The organism is Streptococcus sanguinis (assembly GCF_050234405.1).
Classification (GTDB): domain Bacteria; phylum Bacillota; class Bacilli; order Lactobacillales; family Streptococcaceae; genus Streptococcus; species Streptococcus sanguinis_W.
The window spans coordinates 1,569,979-1,585,172 of the sequence record NZ_CP092117.1; the positions used below are offsets into that span (position 1 = coordinate 1,569,979).

17 protein-coding genes and 1 other RNA gene are annotated in these 15,194 nt (G+C 44.6%); 3 read left to right on the top strand and 15 right to left on the bottom strand.

The window, feature by feature from the left end; all coding sequences use genetic code 11:
- Positions 1-93: 93 nt before the first annotated feature.
- The 4 genes from ssrA to dnaG all read right to left on the bottom strand — a co-directional run bounded on the left by ssrA (position 94) and on the right by dnaG (position 3,883).
- Positions 94-442: a transfer-messenger RNA gene (ssrA, locus tag MFP28_RS07610) on the bottom strand.
- A gap of 81 nt (positions 443-523) precedes the next feature.
- Entirely contained in the window at positions 524-862 is a 339-nt protein-coding gene (locus tag MFP28_RS07615) for a metal-sulfur cluster assembly factor (protein ID WP_002897870.1), read from the bottom strand.
- Positions 863-983: 121 nt separating this feature from the next.
- Positions 984-2,096 (bottom strand): RNA polymerase sigma factor RpoD, encoded by a 1,113-nt coding sequence (rpoD, locus tag MFP28_RS07620; RefSeq protein ID WP_002897871.1) that lies wholly within the window; start codon positions 2,094-2,096, stop codon positions 984-986.
- A 2-nt stretch (positions 2,097-2,098) separates the two neighbouring features.
- Positions 2,099-3,883 (bottom strand): DNA primase, encoded by a 1,785-nt coding sequence (gene dnaG, locus MFP28_RS07625; RefSeq protein WP_317627896.1) that lies wholly within the window; start codon positions 3,881-3,883, stop codon positions 2,099-2,101.
- A 154-nt stretch (positions 3,884-4,037) separates the two neighbouring features.
- Here dnaG and mscL point away from each other — a divergent pair, with 154 nt between their 5' ends.
- Entirely contained in the window at positions 4,038-4,421 is a 384-nt protein-coding gene (mscL, locus tag MFP28_RS07630; protein WP_002904176.1) for a large conductance mechanosensitive channel protein MscL, read from the top strand.
- 113 nt (positions 4,422-4,534) lie between these two features.
- Here the strand turns inward: mscL and rpsU are convergent, their stop codons facing one another.
- The 6 genes from rpsU to MFP28_RS07660 form a co-directional block, all read right to left on the bottom strand.
- Positions 4,535-4,711 (bottom strand): 30S ribosomal protein S21, encoded by a 177-nt coding sequence (rpsU, locus tag MFP28_RS07635; RefSeq protein ID WP_000048054.1) that lies wholly within the window; start codon positions 4,709-4,711, stop codon positions 4,535-4,537.
- 147 nt (positions 4,712-4,858) lie between these two features.
- A complete protein-coding gene (locus MFP28_RS07640) occupies positions 4,859-5,542 on the bottom strand; it encodes a DUF4956 domain-containing protein (RefSeq protein ID WP_002895949.1) in 684 nt (227 codons plus the stop codon).
- Between the two features lie 11 nt (positions 5,543-5,553).
- A complete protein-coding gene (locus tag MFP28_RS07645) occupies positions 5,554-6,285 on the bottom strand; it encodes a polyphosphate polymerase domain-containing protein (protein ID WP_002906906.1) in 732 nt (243 codons plus the stop codon).
- 377 nt (positions 6,286-6,662) lie between these two features.
- The gene (locus tag MFP28_RS07650; RefSeq protein WP_002906908.1) at positions 6,663-8,120 is read right to left on the bottom strand and encodes a M56 family metallopeptidase; all 1,458 of its coding nucleotides are present in this window, start codon (positions 8,118-8,120) and stop codon (positions 6,663-6,665) included.
- A 14-nt stretch (positions 8,121-8,134) separates the two neighbouring features.
- Positions 8,135-8,512: a BlaI/MecI/CopY family transcriptional regulator gene (locus MFP28_RS07655; protein WP_002895954.1), complete on the bottom strand. Its 378-nt coding sequence runs from the start codon at positions 8,510-8,512 to the stop codon at positions 8,135-8,137.
- A gap of 112 nt (positions 8,513-8,624) precedes the next feature.
- A complete protein-coding gene (locus tag MFP28_RS07660) occupies positions 8,625-8,981 on the bottom strand; it encodes a DUF1304 domain-containing protein (RefSeq protein WP_002906910.1) in 357 nt (118 codons plus the stop codon).
- Between the two features lie 188 nt (positions 8,982-9,169).
- On the opposite strand from MFP28_RS07660, the gene MFP28_RS07665 reads away from it, so the two are divergent.
- A complete protein-coding gene (locus MFP28_RS07665) occupies positions 9,170-10,486 on the top strand; it encodes an FAD-containing oxidoreductase (protein WP_002906912.1) in 1,317 nt (438 codons plus the stop codon).
- Between the two features lie 112 nt (positions 10,487-10,598).
- Positions 10,599-11,567, top strand: a complete 969-nt coding sequence (locus MFP28_RS07670; RefSeq protein WP_002906913.1) for an NAD(P)/FAD-dependent oxidoreductase — start codon at positions 10,599-10,601, stop codon at positions 11,565-11,567.
- Positions 11,568-11,600: 33 nt separating this feature from the next.
- Here the strand turns inward: MFP28_RS07670 and whiA are convergent, their stop codons facing one another.
- From whiA to MFP28_RS07695, 5 genes are all read right to left on the bottom strand, one after another.
- Positions 11,601-12,512: a DNA-binding protein WhiA gene (whiA, locus tag MFP28_RS07675; RefSeq protein ID WP_002897881.1), complete on the bottom strand. Its 912-nt coding sequence runs from the start codon at positions 12,510-12,512 to the stop codon at positions 11,601-11,603.
- Complete coding sequence (locus MFP28_RS07680) at positions 12,509-13,486, bottom strand: YvcK family protein (RefSeq protein WP_002906914.1); 978 nt, start codon at positions 13,484-13,486, stop codon at positions 12,509-12,511. The genes whiA and MFP28_RS07680 overlap by 4 nt, the downstream gene beginning before the upstream one ends.
- The gene (gene rapZ / locus MFP28_RS07685) at positions 13,483-14,373 is read right to left on the bottom strand and encodes an RNase adapter RapZ (protein WP_002906915.1); all 891 of its coding nucleotides are present in this window, start codon (positions 14,371-14,373) and stop codon (positions 13,483-13,485) included. Before rapZ ends, MFP28_RS07680 begins: the two co-directional genes overlap by 4 nt.
- A 55-nt stretch (positions 14,374-14,428) precedes the next feature.
- Entirely contained in the window at positions 14,429-14,809 is a 381-nt protein-coding gene (locus MFP28_RS07690; RefSeq protein ID WP_002906916.1) for a RidA family protein, read from the bottom strand.
- 213 nt (positions 14,810-15,022) lie between these two features.
- Positions 15,023-15,184 carry a hypothetical protein gene (locus tag MFP28_RS07695; RefSeq protein WP_002895966.1) on the bottom strand — a complete coding sequence of 54 codons (162 nt, stop codon included), beginning with the start codon at positions 15,182-15,184 and terminating at the stop codon, positions 15,023-15,025.
- Positions 15,185-15,194 lie beyond the last annotated feature (10 nt).

Here is a 15,194-nt window from a genome sequence, read left to right on the forward strand (position 1 = left end):
ATTGTATTACTTTTTCAGATAGAAATCAAGATTTCCTGAACATCGTAAAAGCAAAAAACGCTGATTTCTCAACGTTTTAGAAAGACTTTAAAATAATGGAGCCGGTGGGAGTCGAACCCACGTCCAAACACCTGCTAACACATTTGTCTACAACCATAGGCTATGTATTGGTTTGACTTAACTTTGACACATAGCTCAAGCCCAAGTCAAGCGAGTCTATCAATCTCTTGCAAAATCCCTAGACCAGATTTTGCCGTAGCTTGCTCATAATAAGACCTGTCATCAGACACAAGCAATCCGAATCGGGTCACGCTGGCTGGTTTTTAGGCAGCTACAGCGTAAGAATTGTTATTTTTTGCAGTTATATTTAACTGGCGTTTTACATCCGCTAGATGGGTTGCAAAATGTGCCTCATAATGCCTGTCGAATCCGTAACGACCCCAAGACAATAGGAACATTATAACAGAATCTGCTAAAAAAAGCAAAAGCCTGCACGCAGCAGGCCAGCACTTATTATCAGTTCTTAGCGAATTCCCAAAGCAATTCGAGCATAACGACTCATCTTTTCCACCGTCCAAGCTGGGTACCAAACCAACTTAACATCCGTCTTGGTAACCTCTGGAACATCTGACATGGCATCATAAATCTGGTCAGTCAGAAGATCCGCCAGAGGGCATCCCATAGTTGTCAGGGTCATATCGATTTCCGTTTCTCCATTGGTCTCGTCAAAACGGATTTCATAGATTAAGCCTAGATTGACAATATCAATTCCCAATTCTGGGTCAATGACTTGCTCCAAGCTCTCTAAAATACGCGTTTTAATCTTTTCAACTTCTTCAGGGCTGTATTTTTGTTCTGACATGCAATATCCTCCTTATAGATATAGCAGAAATTTCAAGTTAGCTAGAGGGGGGGCTTTTGTTTTCAGCTAGGATTGCCGACTTGACGTTTTCCTGCTCTGCCCCCTCGCTCCTCTTCATTTCCTAATCTTCAATAAAGTCTCTGAGTGGTTTGCTGCGGCTTGGATGGCGGAGTTTGCGCAGGGCTTTGGCTTCAATCTGGCGAATCCGCTCGCGGGTGACATTGAAGACCTTGCCGACATCTTCCAGTGTCCGCATTTTTCCATCGTCTAGACCAAAGCGCAGACGAAGAACATTTTCTTCACGATCTGTAAGGGTGTCTAAAACTTCATCCAGCTGCTCACGAAGGACGACACGAGTTGTATAGTCAACTGGATTTTCAATCACTTCGTCTTCGATAAAGTCTCCCAGATGACTGTCATCTTCTTCACCGATAGGGGTCTCCAGCGACACTGGCTCTTGAGCAATCTTGAGAATCTCACGAACCTTGTCAGGTGTCATATCCATCCGCTCAGCGATTTGCTCAGGCGTAGGATCTTGACCTAATTCCTGCAAGAGATTACGTTGTTCACGGACCAGCTTGTTAATGGTTTCCACCATATGGACTGGAATCCGAATAGTACGAGCTTGGTCAGCAATCGCACGGGTAATGGCCTGACGAATCCACCAAGTCGCATAAGTTGAAAACTTAAATCCTTTGGTGTAGTCAAACTTATCAACGGCTTTCATCAGCCCCATGTTCCCTTCTTGAATCAAATCAAGGAACTGCATGCCACGGCCAACATAGCGCTTAGCAATGGAAACAACCAGACGAAGATTGGCCTCGGCCAGACGCTGCTTGGCTTCCAAGTCTCCCTGCTCTACCAAGATAGCCAGCTCCTGCTCTTCTTCATTGCTAAGAAGGGGCACAACCCCGATTTCTTTCAGATACATACGGACTGGGTCATTGACCTTGGCTGAATTGCTGCCTAGGAGCTCTTCATCCGTCAGCTCCGCTTCTTCCTCTTCGTTATTTAAGACACGCGCGCTGGGATTTCCTTCTTTATCCGTAATTGAGATGCCCGCATCCTGGATGCGCTGCAGCAAATCCTCAATCCCATCGGCATCCAAAGTGAAAGGAATGACCAGCTGGTCATTGATTTCATCATCTGTCGCAACCCCTGTCTGCTTGTGGTTGCGGATAAATTCTGCAATTTGAACGTCTAATGTTGTTACTTCTTTTTGTTTTGTAGCCATTCCTACTCCATTCTTCTTTTTTGCTCAATCAAGCGCTCCAGCTCGGACAGGGCTGTATCCGTATCTCCGCTGTGAGAAGCTTCTCGAATCTTCTTACTAATAAACTGATTATGCTTGCGCAAAATCTCCCGCTCTCTGGTTTCTTCCACTTCTTTCAATTCATCTTCCAAAACCTCATCCGGCAAGTCTTCTTCCAAGACGCGGTACCAAGCCTGCTGGACATGATCTGGCAGCTGGGACAAATCCTGCGGTGTCACCTCGCCATTTGCCAGTAAAATCTCATACAAGGCCTGCAATTCCTCTGAGTCAAAGACAAAGTCTTCTCTCAGCCTGTATTGGTTCAAAATCAAAGGATGATGTATCATGCGGTGGAAGATATGATTTTCCGCCCTCATGAGCCGACTCAGCCGGTTTGAAGGCGAAAACTGCATGACGACTGGTTGAGACTGCTGAGTGGGCACCTCCTGACTGCGATTAGAGCGCTCAGCCAGCCGACTGTTATTTACCGTCTGCTCCACCTGCTGATAGTCAAAGTCCGGCAGCAACTCAGCCAGCATGTAAATATAGGAGTTCTGAGCTGTGATGGACTTGGTCTTCGCAATAATCGGTGCCATCTTCTCTACAAACTCAATCTGAGCCTGCAGATTTTCAATATTATCTGGTTTCAGATGATGCAGCAGAAACTCCACATTACTTATTCGCGTTTTGCTCAGCAAATGCTGCAAGTCTTCCTCAGAATTTTTAGCGAGAAATTCATCGGGGTCCAAATTATCAGGAATCCGAACAATTTCCACCGTCATATCTCTCAGCTCATCCAAAGCCTTAGCAGTCGCAGCCTGCCCTGCCTTATCTCCATCGTAAGACAGGATAATCTTCTTGCAATACTTGCTCAGATGCTGGACATGCTCAGGCGTCAGAGCAGTTCCCATAGAAGCTACAGCATTTTCAATCCCGGCCCGATAAGCCGCAATCACATCCATGAAGCCTTCCATCAGATAGACCTCATGGCTCTTCTTGATAACCGGCTTGGCCTTATCCAGATGATAGAGCTCGTAGCTTTTATTGAAAATAGCAGTGCCGCGACTATTTTTGTACTTAGCCTGATGGCCGTCTGAGGCCGCCGACTGCCAAATCCGCCCGGAAAAGGCTACAACCTGCCCACTGTCATTGGTCAGGGGAAACATAATCCGGTTCTGAAAGGCATCATAGACCAGATTATTCTCCGCCAGATTGAAGAGACCCGAGTTCATGATGGTATTCTCATCAAACTTGCCAACCATACTCTTATGAAGATAATTGCCCTCATTAGGAGCCAGCCCGATTTGAAAATGCTTAAGAACATCATCTGTCAGACCCCGCCGGTAGAGATAAGCCCGCGCTTCCTCTCCCATCTTGGTCGTCATCAGGACCGCATGGTAAAATTTCGCTGCCTCGGTATGGATATCGTAGAGAGCCTGGTGCGGATGGCTTTGTCTCGGTCGGTCATTGACCGCTGTCTCCACAGCCAAGGGAATCCCTGCCCGCTCTGCTACAATCTGCACAGCATCCATAAAGGAAACGCCTCGATAATCTTCAATGAATTTGAAGACATCGCCCGACTTGCCGCAGCCAAAACAGTGATAAAACTGCTTGTCCTCTACAACGTTAAAAGAGGGCGTCTTTTCGCCATGAAAGGGACAGAGTCCCAGAAAATTCCGCCCAGCCTTAGTCAAGGCCACTGTTTCTCCTATGACATCGACGATATTGACGCTGTTTTTAATTTCAGAAATGATTTCTTTATCAATCAAGAGACAATACCTCCAATTTATCATAGAATATCATTCTATATTTTATACTAAAATGATGCAAATGTAAAATATTTGACAAGCAAATATCTTGAGGATGTCATATAAATAAGCTATAATATAATCTCATTAATAAATTCTTGAAAGGAAAGAAAGAATGTTAAAGGATCTTAAAGAATTCTTGCTGCGCGGGAACGTGATTGATTTGGCAGTCGGTGTGATCATCGCCAACGCCTTTGGAGCAATCGTCACTTCATTGATTACTGACGTAATCACTCCTCTCTTCCTCAACCCAATTTTGAAAGCTGCAAACTTGGAGCAAATTTCTCAATTGAAATGGAACGGGATCGCTTATGGTAACTTCTTGAGCGCTGTAATTAACTTCTTGGTAATCGGTACTGTTCTTTTCTTCATCGTCAAGTCTGCTGAAAAAGCACAAAGCCTTGCTAAGAAGAAGGAAGAAGTTGAAGAAGCGCCAGCTGGACCAACTGAATTGGAAGTCCTGCAAGAAATCAAAGCTTTGTTGGCTGAGAAAAAATAAAGAGAATTCACTGATGAAAATCAGTGTTTTTTTCTTTCCTGTTGCTCATAATCATCCTCTTCTCTCCAAATAACCAAAACAAAAAACAGACCGGAGTCTGCTTTTTTGTTCAATTAGAATTTTTTACGTTTACGAGCTGCTTCTGATTTGCGTTTGCGTTTTACAGAAGGTTTTTCATAGAATTCACGTTTGCGTGTTTCTTGAAGAGTACCAGCTTTAGTAACCGCACGTTTGAAACGACGAAGTGCATCATCAAGTGATTCATTCTTGCGTACTACTGTTTTTGACATTTTTTTCACTCCCTTCAAGTCCAAAATCTATATAATCATACCACATATAGAAAAGAGTGTCAAGTATTTTCTGTAAGTATGATGTATCCCCTTTTTATGATACAAACAAGAAAACCAACTGCTCTGCTGCAGCTGGTCTTCTTTTGCTTAGAGGGTTTTACGCTTCTTAGCGGCTTTGGAAAGGGAAATATCCTGTACCTTATCATAGAACAGGAACTGCTGAATGAGCTCTCTGTCGCTCATGTCAGGATTCAAGTCAACAACATAGTCCAGCTTAATAGACTTCTTTTCAGCCGACTTGAGAGATGTCAGTTCGGCTGACTTACAAGTCGTTTCAAAGATAGCATCAAAGAGTACTTCGTAGTCAAAGTCAGCTGGAACCTGAACCTGGACATAACGTCTGGTCGGACTGACTGAAGTAAAGCTCATCTTTTCAAAGAGCATCCAGATGCCTGAAATAGCTAGAGTAAAGACAATTCCCAGTGCTACAAAGCCCATCCCTGTTGTAATCCCGATAGCTGTCGCCATAAAGATGGCTAGGAGCTCCTTGGAGCCACCTGCAGCCGACCGGAAGCGAATCAAACTGAAAGTTCCCGCTACGGCGACACTGGTACCTAGATTTCCATTGACCAAGAAGATGATAATGGAAATAATGGCTGGCAAAAGGGAGAGGGTGACGACAAATTCCTTGGTATAAATGGTTTGGCGCTTATAGACCTTGGCCAAGATAATTCCTAAAACCACACTAGTTGCTAGTGAAAAAATCAATGCTAAAGGATTTATCTTGACTTCCGTAGAGGAGTAGATACTGTTAAATAACTGATTGAGCATAGACTACCTCCTTAGGCCTTGACTGTTTGAGTCAGCCTTTCTTTAGTTTTCAGGTAGGCATTGCCGTATTTTGAGAAGGACTGGTCTTCAAGACCGTATTTATTCAGAATATCAGCCAACCACTGAGGGTATTGACCAGGAACCTTGATTTCCATAATCACCTTGTCGTCATCCAGCAAGGGCAGTCCATAGCGGCCTAAAGCCAAGTCTACATCATAATCACGATAGCGGATGTTGGAATCAACTGTCACGCGTACCTTTTTATCTTCCAAGCCTCTCATAGAATAGCGGTCATAGCTAATCACCATTTTTGGCTTCAAGTCTATATAGCGCTCCTGCAACTGCTCCACTTCTGCCTTGACCCGGTCATCAGAAATAGTATGGTCTGCCACACCGTTCACAATATAGTTGGTCACAGAGAGAGGATTCGAAACCAAACGGTATTTGAAGCCTACTTCATCACGTTTCTTCTTGATTTCTAAGAAAACTTGACTATCATCATTTGGCTGCTCAGCATAAGTCCGCATCCGCATTTTTTCGCGACCACCTTTTCTAGCAATGGAATCCTGAATCATCTGGAACTCATCATTATCAAAATACACATTAGAAATGGTGGATGTCGCATAATCATCTGCGGTGAGGTAAGGTCTCATATCAGCTTCAAGACGAGCTAGCATTGCTCGGTCAAGAATATACTTCGTTTCGATTCGTTGGAAGTTTGTTTGGATTTGCTTTTGTTTCATTTGAATTCTCCTTTGATTCTACAAATGTAGTTTGTGCTTTTAAAAGAAATAGAGCTTCCGCTCTGCATCCTACAAGCGTCTGGATAAGCTTTGCTTTCTTCTCCTTTCCAAGCAGTATTTTTCAAAAACATTCTACAAATGTAGTTTATAAACATATTCTACAATTGTCGTTTGTGAATGTCAAGAAAAAAGATAAATAATCTTTCAGTTTTTTTAGCATTAGAAAACGAAGTACAAACTGTAAGCAAAATCGTCCTAAAATAAAGATAAACTGATGACTAACTGCTCTTGGAGGATTGCCAAATCCCCCTTTGAGAAGATAATAAAATTCTACCAGTCTAAGCTTTTAAGAAACTTAAACTGGCAGAATCCTTTACTTAATCGTCATCATGGTCATCATCATCGTCCGGATCATCGGTGTCTGTCGTATGAGAGGAACTGTGCTGAGACGGAGTTTGAACAGTCGCTGTACTGGCTCCAGTAGAGCCCGCTGCTCCCGTATTCCCTGCGCCTGCAGTAGCGCTGTTGTCAGCTGGACTTGATGCAGCTGACGAGGATGGGTTGACTTCTTTTTCAACCGTTACCGTCTTTTCGACAATGGTATGCTGCTTGGATTGGATCAGTTTTCCATCCTTAGCATTGACAATGGTTTCATGAGCTGTTTGCCCGTGCGAGAAGCGAATTTTATAGGTGTCTTTCTCACGCGAAATTTGTAAATCTTTAATATCTTTTTCAGAAAGAGACAGCTCTTTTAAGACGGACGCTAGAGCCTGATGCTGACTGAACCCTTGAGACTGTTTTTGCCCTGCAACAGGTCTGCTTTGTTGAGCAGCTGGACTTTCTAGAGCAAAGACCGAGCTAGTCAAGAGCAAAAGGAGAGGAACGGCCACTACAAAAGCAGCAGACAGAAACCTCTTAGGCAGTCGGCTATCCATAATACCAACAATCCGACGCTTGAGATTAAACTTGTCAGAGTAAAAGCAAGTCGTCAGAGCAATTGGAGTCTTCTTACTGCGGTCTATCATGGTCAAAATCGTTTCACCGTAGAACGTCCGATACTCTGTATCTCTACAGCTCAGAACATCGTAGTCACAGTACATTTCTCCTGCTTCCTGGGTTTCACGGCAGGCAAAGCGGACAACCGGATTAAACCAATGAAGACTCTTGGCAAAAATCCCTAAGAGATTGATTAAAACATCGCGGTGCTTATAGTGGGTCAGCTCATGCTTAAAAATCAGCTGCAGCTCTTCTTCTGTGTAGTCAAGTTCTGGAAGCACGATTAAAATATCTCTGAAACCTAGCAGCATAGGACTTTGGGACATAGGATAGTGGAGCAGACGAATCTGGCCCTTAACTCCCATCTCCTGCTGAACAGACCGCAGCTGAGCCATCGCTTCTTCGTCCTGAAACTCCGTTCCCCAGCGCTTCAGCATCTTTCTGAAGCGAATATAAGAATAAGCGTATCTTCCTATACTAAAGACAAAGCCAATCAGCCAGATGGCAAAGAGAATTTCAAACCAAGGTAGTCCCAGAAAAGCCTCCCACAGATTTGGCTGGGCAGCTTTTTCAACTGCTGGAGAAGCACCCTGAGCACCACCTGTCTGGGTGGCAGTCACTGCTGTCTGAACTACCGATCCTGTATTCAGCCGAATCAGGCCTGAGCCAAACTGAGGACGGAACGGAAACAGAAAACTCAGCAATATCAAAAACCAAATAAAATACTTCACTCTGACCGAAATCTTAGTCTTAAAGGCCGTAAAAAGCAGACTAAGCAAAAGCACCAAAATGGATGTTGACAAACTGGTCAGAAGAAAAGAAAGAAGGAATTGTTTCATGCTTATCCTCCATCCTACTTTCCTTGGTTGAGCAGACTGCGCAGCTCATCCAATTCATTTTCCGAAAAGGAGTTAGAAGAAAAGAGTGTTTTGACAAACCCGCCCATAGAACGGCCACTGTGACGCTTCAAGAAATCCGAAGCCTCAACTTCCAGATACTCATCTTCTGAGATCAAGGCTGTATACTGCCTTTCACGTCCCTTGCGGACACTTTCTAAAAAGCCTTTTTCAGTCAAGCGAGCCAAGACTGTCAGCAAAGTCTGGGGCTTCCAGTGATTGTCTGGTCCCAGCTTTTCCATGATACGGGCAGAGGTCGTCGGGGTAGGCAGCTGCCAAATTACTTTTAAAATAGTAAATTCCCCGTCTGGCAAACGTTTAATAGATCTTTTCATCGTTCCCACGCGCTTTCTAAATAATGCTATTCTATTTTTATTCTACACTTGTCTAACAAAAAAGTCAATCATTATATAAAAAAAGAGCGGGAAATCACTTCCTCACTCTATTTTAGAAAAATAAACTAAGTAGGGTCAGCATAGCCAGCCCTCCCTGCTTGAACAGGATTTTAGGATCACTGGTCACTGCACCGTATGCTGCCACCAAGATGATATAAACCATAAAAATTCCCAGCCAAACCGGACTAGACTGCACAAAGGCCGCAATCAGCACTAAAACAGCTATCAATCCGTTGTAAACTCCTTGGTTTTTGAAAAGTGTATTGACCGACTGCTGCTCCAACTCCTCTTGTGACATACCGAAAACCCGAGCTGTTGCTGCAGAAGTCGTCGCAATGGTCTCCAAGTACAGGATGTAGAAAAATTCCAAGGCAACCAAGCTTGCCAAAATCAGAGTAATAATAGACATTTTATCCCCCTAAAATAAATAATGAAAATCAGTATAACACAAACTGACTTGAACTGCGAAAATCTTGCTCAAAAATGGACAGTTTGTATAAAAAGTGTGACTAAAAATACTGAAGAAAAAAAGCGTAGCAGAAATCAGCAATTTCTGACTAGATGTGATACAATCTTTTTGAAAAATGGAGGTAAATTATGTTAACCTATGATTTAATTGTCATCGGCTTTGGGAAGGCCGGTAAAACATTGGCAGCCAAAATGGCGGCCCAAGGAAAAAAAGTTGCTTTGATTGAGCGAAGCAAGGCTATGTACGGGGGAACCTGTATTAATATCGCCTGCATCCCAACCAAGACCCTGCTTGTCGCAGCTGAAAAAGGCCTGGATTTCGACCAAGTCATGGCTGAGAAGAACGCTGTAACCAGCCGTCTCAACGGGAAGAACTACGCAGCAATCAGTGGTGCTGGTGTTGACATCATTGATGCGGAAGCTCATTTCCTTTCCAATAAAGTCATTGAAATCACAGCTGGCGATGAGAAAGAGGAACTGACTGCTGAAACTATTGTCATCAATACTGGCGCTGTTTCCAATGTCCTGCCAATTCCTGGATTGACTGATACTAAAAATGTTTACGATTCAACAGGTATCCAAAACCTGAAAGAACTTCCTAAACGCTTGGGAGTTCTGGGTGGCGGTAACATCGGCCTAGAATTCGCTGGACTCTACAACAAATTGGGCAGTCAGGTGACTGTGCTGGATGCTGCTCCTGCCTTTCTCCCTCGAGTTGAGCCTTCTATCGCTGCTCTAGCTAAGCAATACATGGAAGAAGACGGAATCCAACTCTTACAAAATGTACGTACTACACAGATCAAAAATGATGGTGACGAAGTTGTAGTTGTGACAGAATCTGGAGAATTCCGCTTCGATGCCCTTCTCTATGCTACCGGCCGTAAGCCCAATATTGAACCACTACAGCTGGAAAATACAGATATCGAGCTGACAGAGCGCGGAGCGATTAAGGTCGATAAGCACTTGGAAACATCTGTACCTGGTGTATTTGCAGCGGGCGATGTCAATGGCGGTCTGCAGTTTACTTATATCTCATTGGATGACTTCCGTATCCTTTATAGCTATCTAGCTGGCGATGGCAGCTACACACTGGAAGACCGTAAAAACGTCCCTACCAGCATGTTCATCACACCGCCTTTAGCTCAAATCGGATTGACAGAAAAGGAAGCCCAAGAGCAAGGATTGCCGATTGCAGTGAAGGAGATTCCTGTCGCAGCAATGCCTCGTGGACATGTCAATGCTGACTTACGCGGTGCCTTCAAGGCTGTTGTCAACACTGAAACCAAGGAAATCGTTGGAGCAACTATCTTCTCAGCGGGAGCTCAGGAAATTATTAATATCCTGACAGTAGCCATGGATAATAAAATTCCTTACACTTACTTTGGCAAGCAAATTTTCACCCACCCAACGTTGGCTGAAAACCTCAATGATTTATTTGCTATCTAATTTTTAAGCCCCTGATGGGGCTTTTAAGATGGCTTCAAAACATTTGCCTACATTTCAACCCCTTTTTGTGGTACAATAATGCTAGTTTATTTTAAAAAGATTGAGGAAAATTATGTCTGAACTGTATGATATTACGATTGTCGGCGGCGGTCCAGTTGGCCTATTCGCAGCTTTTTACGCCCATCTGCGCCAAGCCAAGGTTAAAATCATTGATTCCCTGCCTCAGCTGGGCGGTCAGCCGGCCATTCTCTATCCAGAGAAGAAGATTCTGGATGTACCGGGCTTTACCAATCTAAGTGGCGAAGAACTGACACAGCGTCTGATTGAGCAGCTGGAAACTTTCCAGACTGAAATCTGCCTCAATGAAACGGTGCTGGATATCGTTAAATCTGATGATGGCTTCTCTATCACGACTTCTCAAGCCCAGCATCAGACCAAAACCATCATCATCGCCATGGGAGGCGGTGCCTTCAAACCAAGAGCTTTGGAGCTAGATGATGCTGAAAGCTACAGCAACCTCCACTATCACGTTTCAAACATCAGCCAGTACGCTGGCAAAAAGGTTGTTGTTCTGGGCGGCGGCGACTCGGCTGTTGACTGGGCGTTAGCTTTTGAAAAAATCGCAGAAACCAGCCTGGTTCACCGTCGGGACAACTTCCGAGCTTTAGAGCATAGTGTGGAAGAACTCAAGGCTTCTAGTGTTGAGATTAAGACACCATTTGTACCCAGTCGATTGGTTGGTGAGAATGGCAAGATAACCCACTTGGAAATCAGCCAAGTCAAGGGGGAGGAAAGTCAGCTTCTGCCTCTGGATCACCTCTTTGTCAACTACGGTTTTAAATCCTCTGTCGGCAATCTCAAAGATTGGGGCTTGGAGCTCAACCGTCACAAAATTTTGGTCAATAGCAAGCAAGAAACTTCCGTGCCAGGTATCTATGCAGCTGGTGACTGCTGCAGCTACGAGGGAAAGATTGACTTGATTGCGACTGGGTTAGGTGAGGCACCTACTGCTGTCAACAATGCCATTAACCATATCTATCCTGAGCAAAAAGTCCAACCCAAACATTCTACAAGCCTATAAAAAAACAGCTGCCGAGCTCAAGCTCAGCAGCTTTTATAATTCATCTGCGATTTTATTGATTTTTCTCAAGCGATGATTGACGCCGCTCTTAGTCAGTGGCCGGCTCAGACTATCAGCCAACTGCTGGATGGAGTAGTCTGGATGCTGGATGCGAAGCTGGGCTACCTCCTGCAGGTCTACAGGTAGACTCTCAATGCCAATATTATCACTGATTTTAGCAATATTGTTGATGATTTTCATACTGGCTGTGACCGTGCGAGCGATGTTCGCTGTCTCTGCATTATTGGCTCGATTGAGGTCATTGCGCGCTTCCCGCATGAGCTTAAGAGACTCAAACTCAGCCATGGCTTCCATGGCCCCGATGACAATGAGAAAATCCATGATGTCCTCAGCCCGCTGCAGATAAGTAACAGCCCCCTTCTTGCGCTCGATGGTCTTGGCATCAAGCAGAAAACGACGCATCAAGGCAGCCAAGTCCTCAGCATGATCCAGATAAACGGACAGGATTTCCAGCTGGTACTTGCCTGAGTCTGGCTCCCGCATGCTGCCATTTGAGAGAAAGGCTCCCCGTAGGTAGGCTCGACTGGCTTCGTCATCAGTCAAAATAGCCTGGTCAATCCCTGCCTCGATACCAAAAAAGGAGTCAGCCAAGTGCAGGTCAGAAAGGATTTCTTCCACTTTCTGATCTAGAAATACTGTATAAACACGGTTCTTGCGCAAGTTGGTCTTCTGATGGTGGCGGATTTCTGACTTGACCTGATAGAGGTCCGACAGCAACTCATAGAGATGGCGGGCAATTTTGGCATTTTCTGTTGTGACAGACAGGGTCAAACCACTGCTGGCCAAGCCCAAACTGCCAGACATCTTGATCATGGCTGACAGCTCATTTTTATCTCTGCTTGCCAGACTCAGCAGTTCTTCTTTTACTTTTACTGTAAAGCTCATTTACGTACCTGTATAATCTGCATCAATTCGTCAACGACCAACTCACCATCATGGAACGCTCCGCCATTTTCCAAACGCAGAAAGTTCGAAGAAATAACGCGCGGAACCTGCTCTTGCAACCCCTGAAAATCATGCTCCACCTGTATCAGATATTCGTCAAACTGGTTGCTGTCCATGTACTCATGAGGGACAGGTTCGATATTAACCAAGACTGTATCTACAAACTTCCTGCCTAAATGACGGTGCAGGACTTGGACGTGGTCGCTGTCTGAAAAATGCTCTGTTTCGCCTCTCTGGGTCATGATATTGCAGACATAGGCCACTTCTGCCTTGGTGTCTAGAAGAGCCTGACCAATTTCCTCGATAACGAGATTAGGCAAGATTGAGGTAAATAGCGAACCTGGTCCCAGAACCACCATATCGCTTTCCAGGATACTTTCAACCACCTTTTTGCTAGCAGCAGGCTTCTTGTCATCATAGGTATTGGTCACATAGACCCGCTCAATCATTCCACTCTTGCTGGTCAGATTGCTTTCACCGACAACTTCCGTCCCATCTGCAAACACAGCATGCAGAGTTAGGGGGGTGTCGCTAGAAGGGTAGATTTTTCCTGTCGTATGGAAAAACTTGGTCAGAAGCTGCATGGCATTATAGGTTGAGCCCTGCATTTCGGAAATACCGGCAATAATCAGATTGCCCAAGGGATGCCCCGCTAGAACGCCATCTCCTTCCGCAAAGCGATACTGGAAGACCTTCTCATAGAATTTTGGCATGTCAGACATGGCTACCAGAACATTTCGAAGGTCACCTGGCGGAGTCAGCTGCTGGATGTTTTTCCGCAGCTCACCAGAACTGCCTCCATCATCTGCTACTGTGACAATGGCTGTAATTTCTACGTCCTTTTTACGCAGGCTGTCTAGAATAACTGAAATTCCTGTCCCACCGCCAATGACTGTAATTCGTGGCTTTCTCATGAGCGGTTCACCGTTTCTTTCCGACGGTTTTTGTCGCGGTGACTAGCATTGACCGGCCAATTTTTAGCCAAATCATCTGCTAAGCGCTGAGCAAAGGCTACACTGCGGTGCTGACCACCCGTACAGCCCACAGCAATAGTCAGGATAGACTTGCCTTCCTTCTGATAGCCTGGCAAAATGGGCTCAATCAAGCCTAGCAGATGCTGGTAAAATTCTTCTGACTCGGCATGGTTCATGACATAGTCAAAGACATCCTTGTCCAAGCCTGTCTGATTGCGTAGCTCAGGCTTATAGTAGGGATTTGGCAGAAAGCGCACATCAAAAACCAAGTCAGCATCCAAAGGCAGACCGTATTTGAAACCAAAACTCATGACCTCAATGCGGAAACTGTGCATGTCAGCCTGATTTGAAAATTGCTCAGAGATGGTCTTTCTGAGCTCCCGTGGTGTCAAATCTGTTGTATCCACGACATTTTGGCTTAGATTCTTCAGAGGGGCTAAGAGTTCGCGCTCCAGCTTAATCCCATCTAAAATCCGTCCATCAGCTGCTAGCGGATGGCTGCGACGCGTTTCCTTGTAACGAGCCACTAACTCCTTATCAGCCGCATCTAGGAAAAGAATCTTGAAATCAATGTTCTCATTCTGCTCTAATTCATCCAAAACGTTCTGGATTTGCAAAAAGAAGGAACGGCTGCGCATATCAACAACCAGAGCCAATTTATCATTGTCAGTAGTCCCTTCGACCAGCTGCAAGAACTTCGGCACCAGAGTTGGCGGCATGTTATCAATGGTAAAATAACCTAAGTCTTCAAAGGACTGGATGGCAACGGTTTTCCCCGCCCCGCTCATTCCAGTCACAATGACAAGCTGAATTTTCTTCTCAGACATAATAATCCTTTCATCAGATAGAATCCGTCAAAAAGCTGTTTTCTCCCGCTCTTTTTTAGAGAATCTCGGCAATAACCTCGATCTCAATCTTCACATCCTTAGGCAGGCGAGCCACTTCGACTGCTGAACGAGCTGGAAATGCTTCTGTAAAGGCCGTTTTGTAAACTTCATTAAAGGCCACAAAATCATTGATATCACTCAAGAAGCAAGTAGCCTTGACTACATGGTCAAAATCTGTTCCAGCGGCTTCCAAAATGGCTGAAACATTTTTCAGCACCTGCTGGGTCTGCTCTTCAATAGTCGTCCCAACAATTTCTCCAGTTTCAGGAGACAGGGGAATTTGCCCGCTCGCGAACAAAAGATTGCCGACAATTTTTCCTTGAACATAAGGTCCAATCGCTGCTGGTGCTTTATCTGTATGAATCGTTTTTGCCATAATTATCACTTCTCCTATTTATTTTTTTCATTATACCATAAAATAGCAAGCAATGGCCACGACAGATTGATAAGCCTTGACTTTTTCCATTTTTTCATTAATGAGGTCCTTAGAAGCTAAAAGGAAATCGACTTACCTATCAGAACCCATTTTTTAAGATTTAAAAACGCTGAGAAATTTTTCCCAGCGTTTATAGTTTCAAAATCAGAAGTCTTATTCCTCTTCTGCTTTCGCTAATGCTTCTCTTTCCAGACGCAGCTTGCGCTTAGGGTTGAGTTTATTAAAGAGCTCTTCTAGCTTTTCTGCATTCCAGACGTCGGCTGCAGAGACAAAGTTTCCATTTTCATCGCGAAAGGATATTGGTTTATCACCCATTGCAAGCCTC

Bases quoted from the DNA above. Each gene is read 5' to 3' on its own strand.
- mscL (WP_002904176.1), top strand. From the start codon at position 4,038: ATGTTAAAGGATCTTAAAGAATTCTTGCTGCGCGGGAACGTGATTGAT.
- MFP28_RS07660 (WP_002906910.1), bottom strand. From the start codon at position 8,981: ATGTCTATTATTACTCTGATTTTGGCAAGCTTGGTTGCCTTGGAATTT.
- MFP28_RS07645 (WP_002906906.1), bottom strand. From the start codon at position 6,285: ATGAAACAAAAGCAAATCCAAACAAACTTCCAACGAATCGAAACGAAG.
- MFP28_RS07640 (WP_002895949.1), bottom strand. From the start codon at position 5,542: ATGCTCAATCAGTTATTTAACAGTATCTACTCCTCTACGGAAGTCAAG.
- MFP28_RS07665 (WP_002906912.1), top strand. From the start codon at position 9,170: ATGTTAACCTATGATTTAATTGTCATCGGCTTTGGGAAGGCCGGTAAA.
- rpsU (WP_000048054.1), bottom strand. From the start codon at position 4,711: ATGTCAAAAACAGTAGTACGCAAGAATGAATCACTTGATGATGCACTT.
- MFP28_RS07680 (WP_002906914.1), bottom strand. From the start codon at position 13,486: ATGAGAAAGCCACGAATTACAGTCATTGGCGGTGGGACAGGAATTTCA.
- rapZ (WP_002906915.1), bottom strand. From the start codon at position 14,373: ATGTCTGAGAAGAAAATTCAGCTTGTCATTGTGACTGGAATGAGCGGG.
- MFP28_RS07690 (WP_002906916.1), bottom strand. From the start codon at position 14,809: ATGGCAAAAACGATTCATACAGATAAAGCACCAGCAGCGATTGGACCT.
- MFP28_RS07695 (WP_002895966.1), bottom strand. From the start codon at position 15,184: ATGGGTGATAAACCAATATCCTTTCGCGATGAAAATGGAAACTTTGTC.
- MFP28_RS07615 (WP_002897870.1), bottom strand. From the start codon at position 862: ATGTCAGAACAAAAATACAGCCCTGAAGAAGTTGAAAAGATTAAAACG.
- MFP28_RS07650 (WP_002906908.1), bottom strand. From the start codon at position 8,120: ATGAAACAATTCCTTCTTTCTTTTCTTCTGACCAGTTTGTCAACATCC.
- MFP28_RS07655 (WP_002895954.1), bottom strand. From the start codon at position 8,512: ATGAAAAGATCTATTAAACGTTTGCCAGACGGGGAATTTACTATTTTA.
- whiA (WP_002897881.1), bottom strand. From the start codon at position 12,512: ATGAGCTTTACAGTAAAAGTAAAAGAAGAACTGCTGAGTCTGGCAAGC.
- rpoD (WP_002897871.1), bottom strand. From the start codon at position 2,096: ATGGCTACAAAACAAAAAGAAGTAACAACATTAGACGTTCAAATTGCA.
- MFP28_RS07670 (WP_002906913.1), top strand. From the start codon at position 10,599: ATGTCTGAACTGTATGATATTACGATTGTCGGCGGCGGTCCAGTTGGC.